Here is a 16272-nt window from a genome sequence, read left to right as displayed (position 1 = left end):
GTCCCCGACCGGACAAGGGCAGGCGCCGCGGCGTGTCATCAGTGCGGCTGCGACTCGCCACTGCGGCTGTGACGTCGGCTCCAGGGCGGCTCCGGCCGGGAACCCGGATGCCCCGGTGCACCCGGGGGCTGAGGTGGCGCCGTCGGCAGGTCGCGAACGCGCCCGATGGGGGAGAAGAGGAGGATGAGCGCGGCCAGCGGTACTCCGGCCGTCGTGATCCACATGGCGGTGCGGAGGTCGAAGACGGTTCCCAGCCATCCGCCGAGCAGTGCACCCAGGGGAATAGTTCCGAAGTTGAGGAAGGACGAGCTCGCGGTGAGACGCCCGAAGAGCTCCGGCGGGCAGTAGCGCTGCTGGAAGCCCGCCTTGACGACGTTGCCGCCGACCACACCCGCCGACACACAGAACCCGCCGACGGTGAAGAGGACGAGCCCGGCTCCGACGGAGGCGGTCGGGATGAGCAGCGCGAAGACCGCGAACACCAGCTCGAACAGCAGCATCGCACGGGCGGTCCCCGTCCGGCCCGCGACCCGGCGGGCGACGAACGCACCGGCGATACCGCCCGTGCCGGCGGCCGCGATGAGTCCGCCGACCGCCCCGGGATCCAGGCCGACGACCTGGACGAGAAAGACGACCTGGATCGACTGATAGCCCATGAGGGCAAGGTTCGACGCGGCTCCGAAGAGGGTCAGCGACCGCAGCCAGGGGTCGCCGGCGACCAGCCGCAGACCCTCACCGACCTCGCCGAGCAGCGTCTCGCGGACCGCCGTCTTCTCGCGGCGCGGCTCGCGATGGTGGATGCCCGCCAGGCAGATGAAGGAGACGAGGAAGGTCGCCGCGTTGGCGAACATCGCGTTCACCGCCCCCGCCACCTGCCCGATCAGACCGCCCGAAGCGAGACCGGCGATCTGTGCGGCGGATGCGCTGCCGTGCAGCTTCGCATTGCCTTCGGCCTGGTCTTCGGGGGCGAGGATGCCGGGGAGGTACGCGGTGTAGGCGGTCTGGAAGAAGACGGCGGCGGTGCCGGTGAGCAGTGCGACGGCCACCAGCAGGCCGATGGTGAGGAAACCGGCTTGAGCCGCGACCGGAACGAGCGCGAACAGAAGTAGCGACACCGCGGCAGCGGTCAGCATGACGGGCCGGCGGCGCGTCCGGTCCACCCACGCTCCGACGGGCAGACCGATGACCAGCCACGGCACCCAGGCCGAGGCACCCAGGACGCCGACTTCCCATGCGTCCGCATGCAGGGTGGAGACGGCGATCAGGGGCGTGGCCACACCGGTGACGGAGGCGCCGAACTTCCCCGCGGTCTCCCCGCACCACAGCAGACGGAAGTCCCGGTGCCGGCGCAGCAGACTGACACGTATGCCGTGGCTCATGAGTTCTCCCGTTCCTTGCGGGGGAACGACTGGAGCTGCACGATGACCGGCAGCGCACCCTCGGTCGCCTCACCGGGCGCAGCCGCGTAGCGCGCGATCAGGTTCATGATCTCCGCGTTGAGCGACGTGAGTTGATCCGGTGTCAGCCGCAGGTTACGCCAGTCGCCGATGGTGCCGGCGCGCTGCCAGTCGCCGTCCCAGTCCTCGCTCAGGTAGTTCGTGACCCGGCTGAAGTACTGCTGCACCAACTCGTGCATATAGATGGAGAGGGCGCCCCTCGTGCCGGGGTCGTCGCGGAAGTCGGCGGTCTCCAGGACCTTCGTGTCCTCGATGACTCGCCACCAGCGCTCACGCTTGGTGCCCCGTCCCGTCTCCTCCTCGATGAACCCGTGCTGGGCGAGATGGCGCAGATGCCAGCTCACGGTGCCGGTGTTCTCGCCGAGACGCGCGGACAGTCCCGTGGCTGTGGCGGGGCCGTCGAGAGTCAGCGCGTCGAGGATGCTCATGCGCAAGGGGTGCGCCAGGCCGCGCAGACTGCGGGCGTCAAGGTGCCGTACGGGCTTCTGCCCGGCCGCGCCGGGCTCCGTCTCGTCGCTCATATCGGCAATCTAGGTTGCAGAGACTTCTCTGCATAGAGTCGTCTGCAGAGAAATCTCTGCAACTCGCTTGGCGAGCCGACTCGCTGATGCTTCGTCACGAGAGACGGTTCCTCGCGTTCGGCCGCACCGGCCGTCCCTCGGTGGCTACGCTCTGTGCGGCAGGCAAGTGCGTTGCGTGAAAGGGGCCTTGGTGATGACCGAGCCCAGGAACACCGATCCGTACACCGACCCGAGGGCCTTCTACGGCTCGGAGCTGCGACGCTTGCGCGAGGCCGCGCGACTCTCGCAAGAGCATTTGGGGGAGCGGGTGTTCTGCTCTGCCACGTACATCGGTCAGTTCGAGAACGCGACGAGACGCCCGCAGTTGGAGATGTCGAGGCACCTGGACGAGGTGCTGGGCAGTGGGGAGCACCTCCAGCGTCTGTGCCGCTTGGCCAGGACGACGAAGGTCGCCGACTACTTCGCCGACGCGGCGGAGTTGGAGCGACAGGCCAAGATGATCTGCGAGTACGCGCCGGTGCTGGTGCCGGGGCTGCTCCAGACGGAGGCGTACGCGCGGGCGATCACGCGGACGGCGACGCCCTTCGCGTCACAGGAGACCGTCGAGGACCATGTCCGGGGCAGGATGGACCGGCAGCGGGTTCTGGAAGATCCAGCCAGGCCCGTGCTGTGGGAGATCATTCACGAGAGTGCGCTCCGGACGCCAATGGGCGGACCCGAGACCATGTGCGAGCAGCTCGTGCACATCGCCGAGCGGGCCCGAAGCCGGAGTGTGGTGGTGCAGGTGCTGCCCTTCGCGGCTATGAACGAGGCGTTCATCGACAGCATGATCTCCGTGTTGTCCTTCGATGACGCACCGACGGTCGTCTATACGGAAGGTGCGGGCAGTGGCCGGCTCATCGACGATCCCGTACTGGTCGAGCACTGCCAGAGGTCATACGATCTCGCCAGGGCCGCCGCACTGTCGCCGATGGCGACCCTCGAACTGCTGGAATCGGTGGCGGAGGATTACGGGAACGTATGAACAGGGCGCAGGAGTTGAGCGACATCATCTGGCGCAGGTCGTCCTACAGCGATGGCACGGGCGGCAATTGTGTGGAGGTTGCCGACGGCGTCCCCGGCGCCGTCCCCGTCCGCGACAGCAAGAACCCGCAGGGGCCCGGGCTCGTCTTCAAGGATGCGGGCTGGGCGGCCTTCGTGACCGCCGTCAAGGACAGCACCTTCGCGGGCTGACGGCTCTGGTCCTCGCGTCCATCAGCAGGGCGAACGGAGTTGCACCATGGCGGCCATCAGCCTGCGCAAGATGGAGGATACCGCCCGGCCCTCGTCAGCCTCTACAAGAGCGCGGGCGTCTCGCTGGAGAAGCACGGACTGAGCGGTCAGCGCGCGGCCGTCTACCTGGTGGTGGACTACTCCGGTTCGATGAGGCCGTATTACCAGGACGGCAGCGTCCAGGCTCTCGCCGACCGCGTGCTCGGGCTGTCCGCGAACCTCGATGACGACGGACGTGTCCCGGTCGTGTTCTTCTCCACGGACATCGACGCCGAGACCGAGATCGCGCTCGCCGGACACGAGGGCTGCATCGACCGGATCGTCGCCGGTCTCGGGCACATGGGCAAGACGAGCTACCACCTGGCGATGGACGCCGTCATCGACCACTACCTGGACAGCGGCGCCACGGCACTGGCGCTCGTCGTCTTCCAGACCGACGGTGGGCCCATCAACAAGCTCGCCGCCGCACGCTATCTGTGCAAGGCGGCCAAACTGTCGATGTTCTCGCAGTTCATCGGCTTCGGCGACCCAGGCAGCAAGCAGTTCGACTTCCTGCGCAAGCTGGACGAACTTGCGGTCCCCGCGAAACGGTCCATCGACAACGCAGGCTTCTTCCACGCGGGCCAGGACCCGCGCCGGGTGCCGGACGCGGAGCTGTACGACTGGCTGGTGTCCGAGTTCCCGGTGTGGCTGGAGAACGCCCGAAGGGTCGGCATCGTACGGTCCTGACCGTCGGGACGAGGTCGGAATTCAGGTGCGGCGGTCCGGTCCTCCGTGCGAGCGTGGCGCGTATGGCTACCTTGGTGCGACATGTGACGTTCGACAGCTCCGACGCGTACGCGCTCGCCACCTTCTGGGCCGGGGTCCTGGAGTGCCCGGTGAGCGACGAGGACCAGCCGGGTGACCCCGAGGCGCTGGTGGAGGCGCCGGGAGTCGGCATCCTCTTTGTCACCGTGCCCGAGAAGAAGACCCTGAAGAACCGGGTCCACCTCGACCTGCAGCCGCAGGACCGTACCCGCGACGAGGAGGTCGAGCGGCTGCTGAAGCTCGGCGCCTCGCTCGTGGGCGACCGGCGCAACCCGGACGGCACCGGGTGGGTGACGCTCGCCGACCCTGAGGGCAACGAGTTCTGTGTGGAGCGCAGCGCGGCCGAGCGGGCCGCGACGGCGAACGTGCCGGGCGCTGAACCGACGGAGTGAGTCCGACACCTCGAGGACCGAGAGGATCCTCGGTGTCCCGGGAGCCGCCTCCCGGAAGTCGACGGGCCGGCGCTGCGCGGCTCGGAGGTGGTCGAAGGGGCGCGCACGCCCGAGACCTCGGTGCGCGGTGAATCGCAGTCTGCATCGCAGTCCGCATCGCGGTCCGCGAGGACACGGGTAGTAGCCACTGGCTCTATTTACGTGTCGTGATGGCGGTTGTGCATGGGTTCGGGAGGCACCCGTTTCCGCAGGCAGGTGATGTTCACGAGTTTTGACGGCGGTGGGGGCTTGCCAGGCCAGGATCGGGGTATTCCTGCGCCGCCGACGACCTGGTGGCGTAGGTACGCCCCGGCTACCGATTCTCGGACCCGAGCGTGTTCTCGAACTCGATTCCGGGCAACCACGGGCACCCGGCCACCCTCCTCATCCCGTTCTTCGTCGGGGGCGGCGCGGGCGTCGTACGGACGCGGACGGTGAGCGACGCCCCGGCCCGCACGGTGGACGTGGCCCCGATGGTCGCCGCGCTCTACGGGCTGGGCAGGCCCAAGGATGGCTGGGACGGTACGGCGCGTGCGGACGCGTTCACCGGTCTCCCGGTCCGCTGATCCGGGAGCCCGGCACGGGCCGAGGGGTGGAGCGCTCCCGTCCGGCGAGGCAGGCTGTACTTATGCGTTCCCGCCTCTGCCCCTCTCTGCGGCCGTCCACTCGACCAGGAGCGGTCGGTCACAGCGGGGTCCCGTTCCGGCTGGGGCAGTGTGTGCCCTTCGCGATCGTGCTGGCCGTACTGACCATCGAGCTCTCGCCCGCGCACGATCTGGTCACCGGCCCCGTGCTCGCCACGACGCCGGCGCTGGCCGCGCTGACAATGGGCCCGATGGGCACACTGACCACGGCAGTCCTCGCCGCGGGTGTGAACGCGGCCTCCGCGACCTACAACCAGTCGTGGGGGACGCTGACCCAGCTGATCACCGGGAACTTCCTGGCGCTGTTCGTGGTGTCCGTGGCCAGTGTCATCCTGAGCAACGCCATGCGTACGCGCCGGCAGGGCGAGCTCGACCAGGTCCGCCGGATCGCTGTGGCGGCGCAGGAGGTCGTCCTGCGGCCCGTCCCCGAACGGCTGGGCCCGGTGCGGGCCGCCAGCCTGTGCCTCGCCGCGGGGACAGGGGCGCTGGTCGGCGGTGATCTGTACGAGGCCGTGCAGACGCCGTACGGCGTCCGGCTGATCGTGGGGGACGTGAGGGGCAAGGGGCTGACTGCCATGCGCGCGGTCGCGGCGACCCTGGGCGCGTTCCGGGTGTCCGTGCACTACGAGGACGAGCTGACGGAGGTCATGTACTGCTGTGAGGCCGCGCTGCGACGGGAGGCGGCCGTGCCCGGTGCGTACGCTCCAGAGGTTCTGATGGAGGGGTTCGTCACCGCGCTCGTGGCCCAGGTGCCGGAGGAACAGGTGGTGCTCGTGGTCAACCGTGGCCATCCGCCTCCGCTGGTGCTGCACCGGGGCAGCGTTCAGGCCCTGATGCCTGACACGCCACTGCCGCCGCTGGGTCTGGAAGACCTCGTGGACGGCCTTACCACCAAGGCCGAGAGCTATCCGTTCGTACGCGGCGACCGTCTGCTCCTGTACACCGACGGCGTGATCGAAGCCCGCAATCGCGACAACGACTTCTTCCCTCTGCGGGAGACCATGGAGGGGATACGGGCGAGCACCACCCCGCGGGAGTTCCTGGAGGAACTGCACCAGGCGTTGATCCGCCATACCGGAGGCCGCTTGACGGACGACGTGGCGATGATCCTCGTCGACCGGCTCGACGAGGACACCGCCGGCAGCGGCTACATGTCGAGCATGGCGCGTACAGCCCGTTCCACGCGCCCCATGTCCTCGGCGGAGAGGTAGCCGAGGAGCTCTCCTTCCTCGAACCGCTGAGGGCGGAGGCAGGAGCGATGGCAGCCCAAGTGCGTCACAACCCCAAGCTCAGGCACTGACGTCATCTCTCGTGAACATCCACGAGTCTCAAGATCGTCAACTGCTGGCCAAACCGGCGGACAAACGCTGCTGCTTGATGTGAACGAAGCCATAGCCACAGCTCCGCATTTCCACGACACGACCCCAGCAACGAGAAGTGAGCCCCGTCCGCCTGCCACGGGGGAACGACAGACAGACGGGGCGTTAGTAGGCGGACGGGCTCAGTCCCAGGTGAGGCGCTGTCCGCCCGGCCCAACGTGGAGCCGTAGGCGTACAGAGGGTGGGGAGCCCGCTTCTTTCCAACGGGTCACTCTCGCCGCAATGTCGTCCCACAGCCGCACCGAGCCTCCCTGTCGGGCGTACCACGTCCCGTCTTCCTCGTAGACGGCAGCCCATGCGCCTGCGTCCACGTCGACGACGACATGTTCGTCACGGCCGTTGCGCGGGAACGTGAAGCGCTGCGCACGTGGAGCCGCAAACTGCGCGACGAACCGCGTGGTCCAGTCGTCAAGCGCGTTGCCGCCCACCTTCGTCGGTGACGCCTCCACAGTGTCGAAATCCGGCAGCATGCCCAGCGGAGGAGGCATCTGGGGACGGGCAAGCATGAACGAGACCTTCCCTCCCAGTACCGGGCCGCTTGCGGTCCCGTCGTCGGCCACGGTCAGCCGGACGAGTTCGGAGGCGTTCATCCAGCCGCACACGGTTACGAGGATCTTGCCGCCGGGACGGGTCTGTTCGATCCATTCGGATGGGACCGTACGAACTCCACAGGTGACGATCACGCGGTCGTAGGGGGCGCCGTCTTTGTGCCCGGCCAGACCGTCACCAGCCACGAGCGTGGGCCAGTAGTCCAGCCCCGCGAGTGCCACACCGGCACGCGCGGAAACGTCGGCGTCCACCTCCACGGACGTCACGTTGTCGTCTCCCACAACGTGGGAGAGCAACCCTGTGGAGTAGCCCGTCCCGGTGCCGATTTCCAGCACCTGGGCGCCCTGGGTGACCTGAAGCTCTTCGAGCATCCGGATGACAAGCCCCGGCAGCGTCGAAGACGAAGTAGGGGTATGGGAAATGCGGCCCTCTACCTGCCGTGGGAACACCTCTCCCGCCACCTGCGTGACAAGCGTGTCATCCTCGTACACCCGCCTGAGACGGGCCGGATCGTCAGCGAGGGACGCGGGGCGGTACCACCCGCCGTCTTCGTACTCGAACCATCCTTCGCTGAGGAACGCTTCACGGGGTACCGCCATGATGGCGGCTTCCCACTCCGGGCTTCGCAGATCACCCGACGCGCGAAGGCGCTGGACAAGCTCCGCCCGTAGTGCCTCCGAGGAAACCTTGTCACTCATTCGTTCTCTCCGTGTTGCAACAGGTCAGCGATGGCCGCTGTCAGCGGAAGCCCGGCTTCGTGCTCCAGCCATGCCCACTGCCCATTTGGGTTGCATTCCAGGAACCACCATTCGCCTTCGGCGGTCAACGCGAAGTCGAAGGCCCCGAACCTCAGCCCGAAGCCGGCGAGAAAGCGCAAGAGCGCCCCACGTATCCCGCCCGGGCACTTGATCGGCTCGTACTTCAGATGCCGGTACTCCGCACGCCAGTCCAGAACCCCGGCCGGGGCAGTGATCCGGGCACAGAAGACCTGATCACCGATGACGACCGCGCGCACATCCGAAGTCTTTGGAACCCGGGCTTGAAACAGGTGCGCGCAGACGCTCACACGCTCGTCAATCTCATCGGGCTCGACCGAGGCCGCCCAGATACCGGCGGGCTCCCCATCAACGTCGTAGTCGGCGGCGTGAAGCGGCTTGTAGATCGTCGGCTGTTCAGCTGTGAAGGCTCTGGCTTCGGCCGGGTCGTTGGTGATCACGGTGACCGGAACGTTCAGCCCTTCCCGGATTGCCGCGGTGAGCTGAGCGGGTTTGTACTCCGCCCGCGCGATGGCCTGGGGGTGGCTGAGATAGAGACAGTCGGGGAGAGCCCCCAGCACGCCACCGAGCCCGCGCCGGTTCTCCTGAGCGGCGAACCGGGCCGCCTGCCCCTCAGCCCGTGCGGCATAGACGGAGGGCCGTCGGTGGTAGAGGGCGCGGATGCTCCCAAGATCCGCCGTTCGGTTGCCTGTCGTGAGGCGACCACCCCAGCCCTCCGGGTTCGTGCGGGCCGACAATAAGACGTTGGCCGGGAAGTCCTGTCCAGGGTCGAAGCGGAGAACGGGCACCCGGCGCCGGTTCAGTTCCGCAATGACCAGATCAGCGGTTGCGTCCTCGAATCCAGTTGCAACCAGCACCGGGCGTCCGTTCACGCGGCTCCCCCTAGTCCTGGGACGCGTCGTGGCCGGAGTCGCTGTCCTGCTTCCCGTCCTTGCTGACCTGGGTGGCCGGGTACGTGTTGACGGACGTGCCGTGCTTGCCCAGCTCCGCCGGCGTCATCCGCCCGTCCGCCCCGGTCCAGCGGCCCGTCTGGGTCACAGGATCGATGCCCGCATATCGCCACGGGGAAGGGGTGCCGTTGTTGAGCGGAGTCATGCGCCGCATGCCCCACGGCGCCGGGGCCGCCTGAGTGATGGTGCTCTGCAAGGTGTCTCCTTGGTCGTGGTGAACACTGCACTTACGACCCGCCCCGGTAGGCACTCGACCTGTCCAGGGTTGAAGTGGATTCTTCCACCGGGGCGGGAACTGTGGGCCGTCCCTGCCGAAGGCTCTGACCGAAACGGGGGAGCCTCGAATCACCACGTCCGGCAGGCACGGAGTCCTGCCTTCACGCTGACGCGTACGCCCCCGCGAACTGCCGCCACGCGGTCACGAAGCTCAAGGGCATGGGCCGAGCCGACAGGCTCACGCCGGTCTGTCCGTCATTCGTGTAGATGCGAATGAGGTTGCCGTGTGCGAGTAGGGCCATAGCAACCGCGTGGTCATTCAGGTCTTCGGCCCAGGCCCTCAGCTCTTCCGGTGCATCCCGCTCTGCGTCGGTGGCTACCACGAGCGGAACACCGTGCCCGGCACAGGAGAGCCATGGCGTGTCAAGGGGCGGGTCCATGAGGTCCGCAAGGCGCCTTGCCTCGCTTCGGAGCCACCGCACGGCAAGACGTGGCGAAGTCGTGTGGCTCCCACGTAACAGGGTGTCGCGCCCTTGGGCCGATAAGACGATCTCGCACCAGTAGAAGTCGGCAGTCATTACCTCGCCCGCTCCGCTCTCGCCAGCTCGAGACCGGAGGGAAGCACCTGCGCCGGGACGAGTTCCGAAAAGTCCACGAAGGAGCGGCGGAACTGCCGGTGACCGGTCTCCTTCATGTGAGCACGCATCCAGCCATCAACGGAGTCCGCGTCATGACAGATGCCCGACCTGACTCCACAGGGCTCGTCGATACCGGCAGCGCACTCCGCGCTGTACTCCGGCTCAACGGTCTGGTCCTGCTGCGTGGTGAACGGCTGATACCTGAAGACCCTTCGTGTCATGCCACACCCCGGTCCCGAGCCGCCGACTTCGGCGCCTCATCCGGTTCAGCACTCTCTTCAGAGTCGGCAAGCTCTTCAGGGGCAGGGAGGTACCAGTTGAGGCGCCCTCCACGGCTGTCGGCGACTCGAAGCGCGTCGTACAGGCATTCGCTCAGGCGCGCCACAGTGAACCGCAACTCACGTGTGCTCGCCTTCCGGTCGCTGATCACGTCCCGCGCGTGTCCGAGCATGTCAGCGCCTATGGCGAGCTGAGCGGTTTCCATGTCGTCCGCAAGCCGGGACAGGAACCCATGTGGTTCCTCCGTGCTGAGGTAGCACGGGCGCCCGTCTGCCGTAGGCCACGGCAGCAACCTGAGCTGCGTGACGCGTGGCGCGGTTCTTTCCGTGTGCTCTGCCATGCCGACCCCCGGCGTATCCGGTCGCTGTCGTCTTCGGTGACGAAGCTATGAGTCGGTGCAGAACCCAACCAGAGGCGCATCACAGTAGTTTGACGAAGCGTCACTACCAACTGATACGAACCGTAATAGTTACTCTGTGACACCCAGGTGAGCCACCATGTCTCGCATGGCACGTGTGAGGGTCCTGGGCCGCTTCTTCAGGATGTCGCTCATGAGGTACCGGGCCATGGCTTGGTGCTTCAGCCACTCTCCAGACGTGGACTTGAGTCCGGTGAGTTCGTCCATGGCGTCTTGGTAGGACCCAACGGCTACGTGAGCCTTCGCCACGTCCAACCGGTGGCGGTCCCAGTTGTTGGCACTGGGCTTTCCGAAGTTGCGCACGGCCTTCTGACTGAGAAGCCCGTCATCGGCACGACGAAGAACCCCGCGAGCGTCCCCCATAATGGATAGGTCTTCCACGGCCTTCAGCTCAGCGGTCACCGGTCCAAAGGACGTCCAGTGCGTCCGGTAGTCGATGTGCTCAGTGTTCAGCGCGCTCGCTGCCGTGCTCGCCATGCGTCGCGCTTCGGTGGCTACGTCTGGCCGGTTGTTCCGAAGGGCAGCGGAGGCCACGCGGAGAGACAGTTCCCCCCAGACTGCAAGCTGGCCTGGGGGTGCCTTCGAGATCACCGGTTCCATGTCGCCAGCGGTGAGCGTGGCCAGTCGCTCACTCTCGTCAAAGCGGTCTTGCCTCAGCAAGAGCCAGCACATGCCGACCACGCCCGTCGCGGCGCTCAGCGTATGGCCGGTCTCCCGGGCAAGCCGGATGCCTTCGGACAACGCGTAGTAGGCCAGGTCGTACTGGCGGATCTGAACGAGGTACTTGCCGGCGAGCATGAGCGCTTGCCCTCGGACGATCACGGCGCGCTGTTGGTCCTCGCCTTCTGTGGTAGCCACGGTGGCTTCGGCCCGCCGGAGGAGACTTGGCAGCATCTTGGCCACAGACCCGTACCGGTCGGCGTGGTAGAGCGCGTGCCCATCTCCGATGCTTCGTTGCAGGGTGTCCAGGTCATCGCCCGGCCCCAGCTCGTTGAGGGTGGCAGCCAACCCCACGGGAGGCATGAGCGCCCTACGGAGTTCCGCTAGGTGCTGACGGCTGGACTCGTCCCCAATCACTGGTGCCGGGCTCTCCGTGGTGAAGAGCGCCGAAGTCGGCACGTCAAGCGCGCGAGCGAGCACGTGAAGGGTCTCAACTCGGACGCTTCCGCCCTGTTCAACCTTGCGGATCGTGGCAACGCTCAAGTCGGATTCGTGGGCAAGGTCTTCTTGGCTCCACCCCTTCGAGCGGCGGAGCTTCTTGACGTTCTGACTCTCATCGGTGGTCATGCGTCACCATCCCCTCACACCCAGCGTATGCCCGCACGAGGGCCGCGCGAGACGGGTAGCTCCCGGTCCATGCAGCTTGTTCCGAATGCCCAGGCGAACACATAGAAGCCCCGGCACACCGCCGGGTTGGAGGCCTGACGGGGCTTCGGTCGGGCTGTGTCGGCGACGCGTGAATCCTGACCCAGTTCCGACGGTTGAAAAGTGACCCCCCGGTCGGTCAATGATGTTGGTCATTCCCCGGTGTTGGCGGCGGGAACCCGTGCGAGGTCGCGGCCGCGCATGCGGTAGCTGTCGCCCTTGAGGGAGGTCACTTCCGCGTGGTGGACGAGACGGTCGATCATGGCTGCGGCGACGGTGTCGTCTCCGAAGACCTTGCCCCAGCGTCCGAAGGGGCCCTCGGTGCACGGTGGTTCACCTCCGCGAGATCGCAGTGCGCGAGGACGAGCCGGGCCGGGGCGACGGCCGGTCATCCGGTCGTCAGGCCCCCGTCCACCGTGAATTCCGTTCCCGTCACATACGACGACGCATCCGACACCAGGAAGAGGATCAGCTCGCCGACCTCCTCCGGCCTGCCCATCCGGCCCAGCGGGACCTTCGACCAGTCCCTGCCGGAGACCGCGGCCGTCATCGGGGTGTCGATCGCCCCGGGGTGTACGGAGTTGACCCGGATCCCGTACGCCGCCAGGTCCAGCGCCGCGGACCGGGTCAGCCCGCGCAGTCCGAACTTCGTGGATCCGTAGGCCGCATGGCCGGGGATGCCGACCAGCCCGGCCGTCGACGAGACATTGACGATCGAGCCCCCGCCCGCCCCTTTGAGTACGGGCAGTACGGCCTGGATGCCGAGGAAGGGGCCGAGCAGATTGACCCGGAGCAGCGTCTCGAAGTTCTCGTACGTCTCGTCCTCGACGCTCGCGGTCCGCCATAGCGCCGCGTTGTTGACGAGCGCGTCGATCCGTCCGAAGGCCCTGAGTGCCGCCTCGACCGTGAGCGCCCAGCTGTCCGCGGCCGAGACGTCATGGCGTACGTACAGGCCCGCGTCGCCCAGGGATTCGGCGACCTTCCGGCCTTCGTCTTCCCGTACGTCCGTCACCACGACCCGCGCCCCCGCCTCCGCGAAGAGCCGTGCCTCCGCGGCGCCCTGGCCCCGCCCGGCGCCCGTGATCAGCACGACTCTGCCGTCCAGTGAGATCATGATCAGGCCTCCCGTGCCGTCCGGAAGTGAACAGGAGTGCTTCTGGCAGTCATATGACTAGCAGTCATATGAGGAGAGGGGAAGGCGGCCGTGGACCGCGGGGCGTGATGGGCTGAGCCTGTGTCTCTGGCGCACGCACCGGCTGCCGACCGGCACCAGGGAGTCACGTAGCCTCGGCACTGCGCCGCCCATCGCCGTCGTGCAGCGAAAGGACCCCGCATGGCCGGAATATCGCTCCGGAAGATGGAAGAGACCGCGCCCGCGCTGGTCCCTCTCTACAAGAGCGCCGGGATCTCGCTGCACAAGCACGGCCTGACCGGCCGGCGGGCCGCCGTCTATCTGGTCGTCGACTACTCCGGCTCCATGAAGCCGTACTACAAGGACGGCAGCGTCCAGGCCCTCGCCGACCGGGTGCTGGGGTTGTCCGCCAACCTCGACGACGACGGCCGGGTGCCCGTGGTGTTCTTCTCCACCGACATCGACGCCGTCACCGACATCTCGCTCGACGACCACCACGGCCGCATCGACCGGATCGTGGCCGGGCTCGGGCACATGGGCAAGACCAGCTACCACCTGGCGATGGACGCCGTCCACTACATCGACAGCGGCTCGACGGCCCCCGCGCTCGTCGTGTTCCAGACCGACGGTGGGCCGCTCAACAAGCTCGCCGCCGAGCGCTATCTGTGCAAGGCCGCCAAACTGCCGCTGTTCTGGCAGTTCATCGGCTTCGGAGACCCGAGCAGCAGGCAGTTCGAGTTCCTGCGCAAGCTCGACGAACTGGCGGTCCCGGCGAAGCGCCCCGTCGACAACGCGGGCTTCTTCCATGCGGGCCAGGACCCGCGGCGGGTCTCCGACGCGGATCTGTACGACCGGCTGGTGTCCGAGTTCCCCGTGTGGCTGGCGAACGCCCGCGCCATGGGCATCGTCCGCTCGTGACCGCGGTGACCTACGGCCCGGTCGGAGCGCGGCTTCGTCCGACGCCGCCACCATGGCCGCGGTGATGTCCCCGGGCCATGCGAACCCGTGCCGCACAGCAGGAATCGGGCGCGGTCCGGCGAAACGCCCTACTCCCGCAACTCCTCGAGACGCGCAAGGTCGTCGCGGACCAACCCCTTCTCCTCTGCGGTCAGGGGGACATGGGATGCTTCTTCGATCGCGCCGCGCGCGGTCTCCACGTCGCCGAGCCGCCCGGCGACATCCGCACGCCGTACCAGGAGCCGCAACATCTGCACCGGCGTGGGGCGTTCGTCCTCGAGACGCAGTACCCGGTCGATGATCCGCGCGGCTGCCGCCGGGTCGTCCCGTGAGTCGGCGAACAGTGACGCGAAGTGCAGGGCCCGCGCGAAGGTCTCACCGGGCGCGGCACGGTGGTGCAGGTCCTCGCTGATCTGCTGCCCGACACGGATGCAGTTGCCGCCCGGATCGGTCATGAGGAACTGCCGCATGCCGTGCGAGGTGTCCCGCAGCGGACCGATCCGCGGCAGGCCACGGGTCGGGATCTTTCCGTAGGCCGCTCTGAGCCCGGCCCGGAAGGCCGCGTGCAGTTCGTCGACCCGCTCGGTCCGGATGTAGCACGTGCTGTAGGACTCGGCGGGGTCGTAGTGCTTCATCGCGAAGAACTGAAGGTGGATGCCGCCGCGTTCGACGACCGCGTACGGGTTGGGGCTCTTCTGCACGAATACCACGTCGAAACCGAGGGCGCCGTAGAAGTCGAGGACGGGCTGGATGGCCCGGCAGGGCAGGATCGGGATTGTCCGCTCGCTCATGTCGTCATTCTAGTCAAAGTTGACTAGTCGCGAGGTGCGGTTACTCCTGTCGGATCAATCACGACAGCAGATGTCGGGTATTCGCGCTTCCATGGCCCCATGACCTTCAGCTGGACTGACTTCCAGGCGACGGAGCCGGACTTCGCGGCCGCCGTGCAGCAGCGCTTCGAGAAGCACACGCATCACGTCCTGGCGACGCTCCGCAAGGACGGTTCGCCGCGGGTGACAGGGCTCGAAGTGAACTTCCGGTTCGGTGAGCTGTGGCTCGGGATGATGCCGAACTCCCGCAAGGCGGTGGACCTGCGTCGTGATCCCCGGTTCGCGATCCACGCCAACCCAGGGGTCGACGCTTCCATGGAGGACGGGGACGTCCGCATCGCCGGGCGGGCGGTGGAGGTGACCGACCCGGAGGTGGTGGCGCGGTTCCAGGCCGAGATCGGCGAGCCGCAGCCCTTCCATCTGTTCCGGGTCGAGCTGGCCGAGGCCGTACGGACCGCCGTCGACGGCGATGAGCTGGTCCTGCAGACCTGGCAGCCGGATAAGGCACTGCGTACCATCCGGCGCGCCAACGATGACAGCCCGCCCCGCGTCGTCTCGCCCTGACGTCAGCCTCCCAGCACCGTCGCCCGGCACTGGGCCGGCGTCCCCCAGGTGTCCCGCAAAGGACGGGCCTTGCGGAGCCACCACGCCAGATCCAGCTCCTCGGTGTAGCCGACCGCGCCGTGCAACTGGAGGGCGGTGCGGGCGGCGGTGTACGCGGCCTCGCCCGCCGCCACCTTCGCCGCGGCGACGTCGGCGGGCGCCATGGACAGCGCCGCCCCGAACAGCAGCGGCCGGGCGAACTCGAGGGCGATCAGGGTGTCCGCCAGCCGGTGCTTGACCGCCTGGAACGACCCGATCGGCGCGCCGAACTGGGTGCGCTGCCTGGCGTACGTGACGGTCCGCTCCAGCAGGGCGAGCCCGGTACCGAGCGCCTGCGCGGCCGTGGCGAGCCGTGCCCAGTCCGCTGCGCGCGCGGCCGCGGCCGCCACGTCCGGCCCGGCGGCCAGGACCTCCCCGCCGTCGTCCGGTACGGCCAGTCGCCGCGCCGGATCGGCCGAGGCCCGCACCGGCCCGTGCCCGGGTGCGATGCACAGCCGGAACGGCTCTCCGGCCTTCCCCTGTTCGGCCACGAGGACGCACGTCGCCGTATCGGCGTCCAGGGCGTGGGGTCCCGAGCCCGGCAGCTCCAGTGTCGCCGTCACCTCGCCCGCCGCGATGCCCGGCAGCAGCCGCTTGGCCGGCCCGGGGTCAGCCAGCCCGGTGACCAGCGCCGCCGCGGCGGCCGTTTCCACCACCGGTCCCGGCACCGCATGGCGCCCCAGCTCCACGAAGGCGACGGCGAGTTCGACAGGGAGCGGGCCGACGCCCTCGTACGCCTCCGGCACGGCCAGTGCGAAGACCCCTGCCTCGGCGAGCCGGGCCCACAGCGCACGCCCGGGCGAGGCGTTCCCCGCGGCCCAGGCCCGAGCCGCCGCAGGGGTGTCCGCGGCCGTCAGCATGGCGTCCAGCGAACGGGCGAAGGCCTGTTGCTCGTCGGTCAGCACGAACCTCACGGGGTGCCTCCTCGCGGATCGTTCCGGGACACGGGCACAGCCACGGGCACGGGCACAGCCATGGGCATGGGCGCGGGCGCGGGCCCGCCGGGGCG

18 protein-coding genes and 1 pseudogene are annotated in these 16272 nt (G+C 68.1%); 8 read left to right on the top strand and 11 right to left on the bottom strand.

What is annotated here, in order from left to right; genetic code table 11:
• Positions 1-38 precede the first annotated feature (38 nt).
• On the bottom strand, positions 39-1379 hold the full coding sequence (locus ACWGI8_RS09270; protein WP_453659505.1) for an MFS transporter: 1341 nt from the start codon (positions 1377-1379) through the stop codon (positions 39-41).
• On the bottom strand, positions 1376-1978 hold the full coding sequence (locus ACWGI8_RS09265) for a winged helix-turn-helix domain-containing protein (protein ID WP_453659504.1): 603 nt from the start codon (positions 1976-1978) through the stop codon (positions 1376-1378). The genes ACWGI8_RS09270 and ACWGI8_RS09265 overlap by 4 nt, the downstream gene beginning before the upstream one ends.
• 193 nt (positions 1979-2171) lie before the next feature.
• Between ACWGI8_RS09265 and ACWGI8_RS09260 the strand changes: the two genes are divergently transcribed.
• From ACWGI8_RS09260 to ACWGI8_RS09235, 6 genes and pseudogenes are all read left to right on the top strand, one after another.
• A complete protein-coding gene (locus ACWGI8_RS09260; RefSeq protein ID WP_453659503.1) occupies positions 2172-3002 on the top strand; it encodes a helix-turn-helix domain-containing protein in 831 nt (276 codons plus the stop codon).
• The gene (locus ACWGI8_RS09255) at positions 2999-3211 is read left to right on the top strand and encodes a DUF397 domain-containing protein (RefSeq protein ID WP_453659502.1); all 213 of its coding nucleotides are present in this window, start codon (positions 2999-3001) and stop codon (positions 3209-3211) included. The genes ACWGI8_RS09260 and ACWGI8_RS09255 overlap by 4 nt, the downstream gene beginning before the upstream one ends.
• A gap of 46 nt (positions 3212-3257) precedes the next feature.
• A pseudogene (locus ACWGI8_RS09250) lies at positions 3258-3979 on the top strand (VWA domain-containing protein).
• A gap of 62 nt (positions 3980-4041) precedes the next feature.
• On the top strand, positions 4042-4449 hold the full coding sequence (locus ACWGI8_RS09245; protein WP_453659501.1) for a VOC family protein: 408 nt from the start codon (positions 4042-4044) through the stop codon (positions 4447-4449).
• A 374-nt stretch (positions 4450-4823) separates the two neighbouring features.
• Entirely contained in the window at positions 4824-5054 is a 231-nt protein-coding gene (locus ACWGI8_RS09240) for a hypothetical protein (protein WP_453659500.1), read from the top strand.
• A gap of 152 nt (positions 5055-5206) precedes the next feature.
• On the top strand, positions 5207-6343 hold the full coding sequence (locus ACWGI8_RS09235; protein WP_453659499.1) for a PP2C family protein-serine/threonine phosphatase: 1137 nt from the start codon (positions 5207-5209) through the stop codon (positions 6341-6343).
• Between the two features lie 290 nt (positions 6344-6633).
• Here the strand turns inward: ACWGI8_RS09235 and tgmC are convergent, their stop codons facing one another.
• From tgmC to ACWGI8_RS09200, 7 genes are all read right to left on the bottom strand, one after another.
• Positions 6634-7758, bottom strand: a complete 1125-nt coding sequence (gene tgmC, locus ACWGI8_RS09230) for an ATP-grasp peptide maturase system methyltransferase (RefSeq protein ID WP_453659498.1) — start codon at positions 7756-7758, stop codon at positions 6634-6636.
• Positions 7755-8708 carry an ATP-grasp ribosomal peptide maturase gene (gene tgmB / locus ACWGI8_RS09225; RefSeq protein WP_453659497.1) on the bottom strand — a complete coding sequence of 318 codons (954 nt, stop codon included), beginning with the start codon at positions 8706-8708 and terminating at the stop codon, positions 7755-7757. The genes tgmC and tgmB overlap by 4 nt, the downstream gene beginning before the upstream one ends.
• Before the next feature lie 10 nt (positions 8709-8718).
• On the bottom strand, positions 8719-8982 hold the full coding sequence (gene tgmA, locus ACWGI8_RS09220) for a putative ATP-grasp-modified RiPP (RefSeq protein ID WP_453659496.1): 264 nt from the start codon (positions 8980-8982) through the stop codon (positions 8719-8721).
• 597 nt (positions 8983-9579) lie between these two features.
• Positions 9580-9861 carry a DUF7848 domain-containing protein gene (locus ACWGI8_RS09215; RefSeq protein ID WP_453659495.1) on the bottom strand — a complete coding sequence of 94 codons (282 nt, stop codon included), beginning with the start codon at positions 9859-9861 and terminating at the stop codon, positions 9580-9582.
• A gap of 527 nt (positions 9862-10388) precedes the next feature.
• The gene (locus tag ACWGI8_RS09210; protein WP_453659494.1) at positions 10389-11624 is read right to left on the bottom strand and encodes a helix-turn-helix domain-containing protein; all 1236 of its coding nucleotides are present in this window, start codon (positions 11622-11624) and stop codon (positions 10389-10391) included.
• A 230-nt stretch (positions 11625-11854) separates the two neighbouring features.
• Entirely contained in the window at positions 11855-12094 is a 240-nt protein-coding gene (locus ACWGI8_RS09205; RefSeq protein WP_453659493.1) for an ATP-binding protein, read from the bottom strand.
• On the bottom strand, positions 12091-12816 hold the full coding sequence (locus ACWGI8_RS09200) for an SDR family NAD(P)-dependent oxidoreductase (protein ID WP_453659492.1): 726 nt from the start codon (positions 12814-12816) through the stop codon (positions 12091-12093). Before ACWGI8_RS09200 ends, ACWGI8_RS09205 begins: the two co-directional genes overlap by 4 nt.
• Positions 12817-13035: 219 nt before the next feature.
• On the opposite strand from ACWGI8_RS09200, the gene ACWGI8_RS09195 reads away from it, so the two are divergent.
• Positions 13036-13752 (top strand): VWA domain-containing protein, encoded by a 717-nt coding sequence (locus ACWGI8_RS09195; RefSeq protein ID WP_453659491.1) that lies wholly within the window; start codon positions 13036-13038, stop codon positions 13750-13752.
• Between the two features lie 128 nt (positions 13753-13880).
• Here the strand turns inward: ACWGI8_RS09195 and ACWGI8_RS09190 are convergent, their stop codons facing one another.
• Positions 13881-14582, bottom strand: a complete 702-nt coding sequence (locus tag ACWGI8_RS09190) for a bleomycin resistance protein (protein ID WP_453659490.1) — start codon at positions 14580-14582, stop codon at positions 13881-13883.
• Between the two features lie 99 nt (positions 14583-14681).
• Between ACWGI8_RS09190 and ACWGI8_RS09185 the strand changes: the two genes are divergently transcribed.
• The gene (locus ACWGI8_RS09185) at positions 14682-15185 is read left to right on the top strand and encodes a pyridoxamine 5'-phosphate oxidase family protein (RefSeq protein ID WP_453659489.1); all 504 of its coding nucleotides are present in this window, start codon (positions 14682-14684) and stop codon (positions 15183-15185) included.
• 2 nt (positions 15186-15187) lie between these two features.
• Here the strand turns inward: ACWGI8_RS09185 and ACWGI8_RS09180 are convergent, their stop codons facing one another.
• Positions 15188-16177: an acyl-CoA dehydrogenase family protein gene (locus tag ACWGI8_RS09180; protein WP_453659488.1), complete on the bottom strand. Its 990-nt coding sequence runs from the start codon at positions 16175-16177 to the stop codon at positions 15188-15190.
• Positions 16178-16272 lie beyond the last annotated feature (95 nt).

Source organism: Streptomyces sp. NPDC054841 (assembly GCF_053611045.1).
This window is presented reverse-complemented; position numbering and strand designations above follow the sequence as displayed.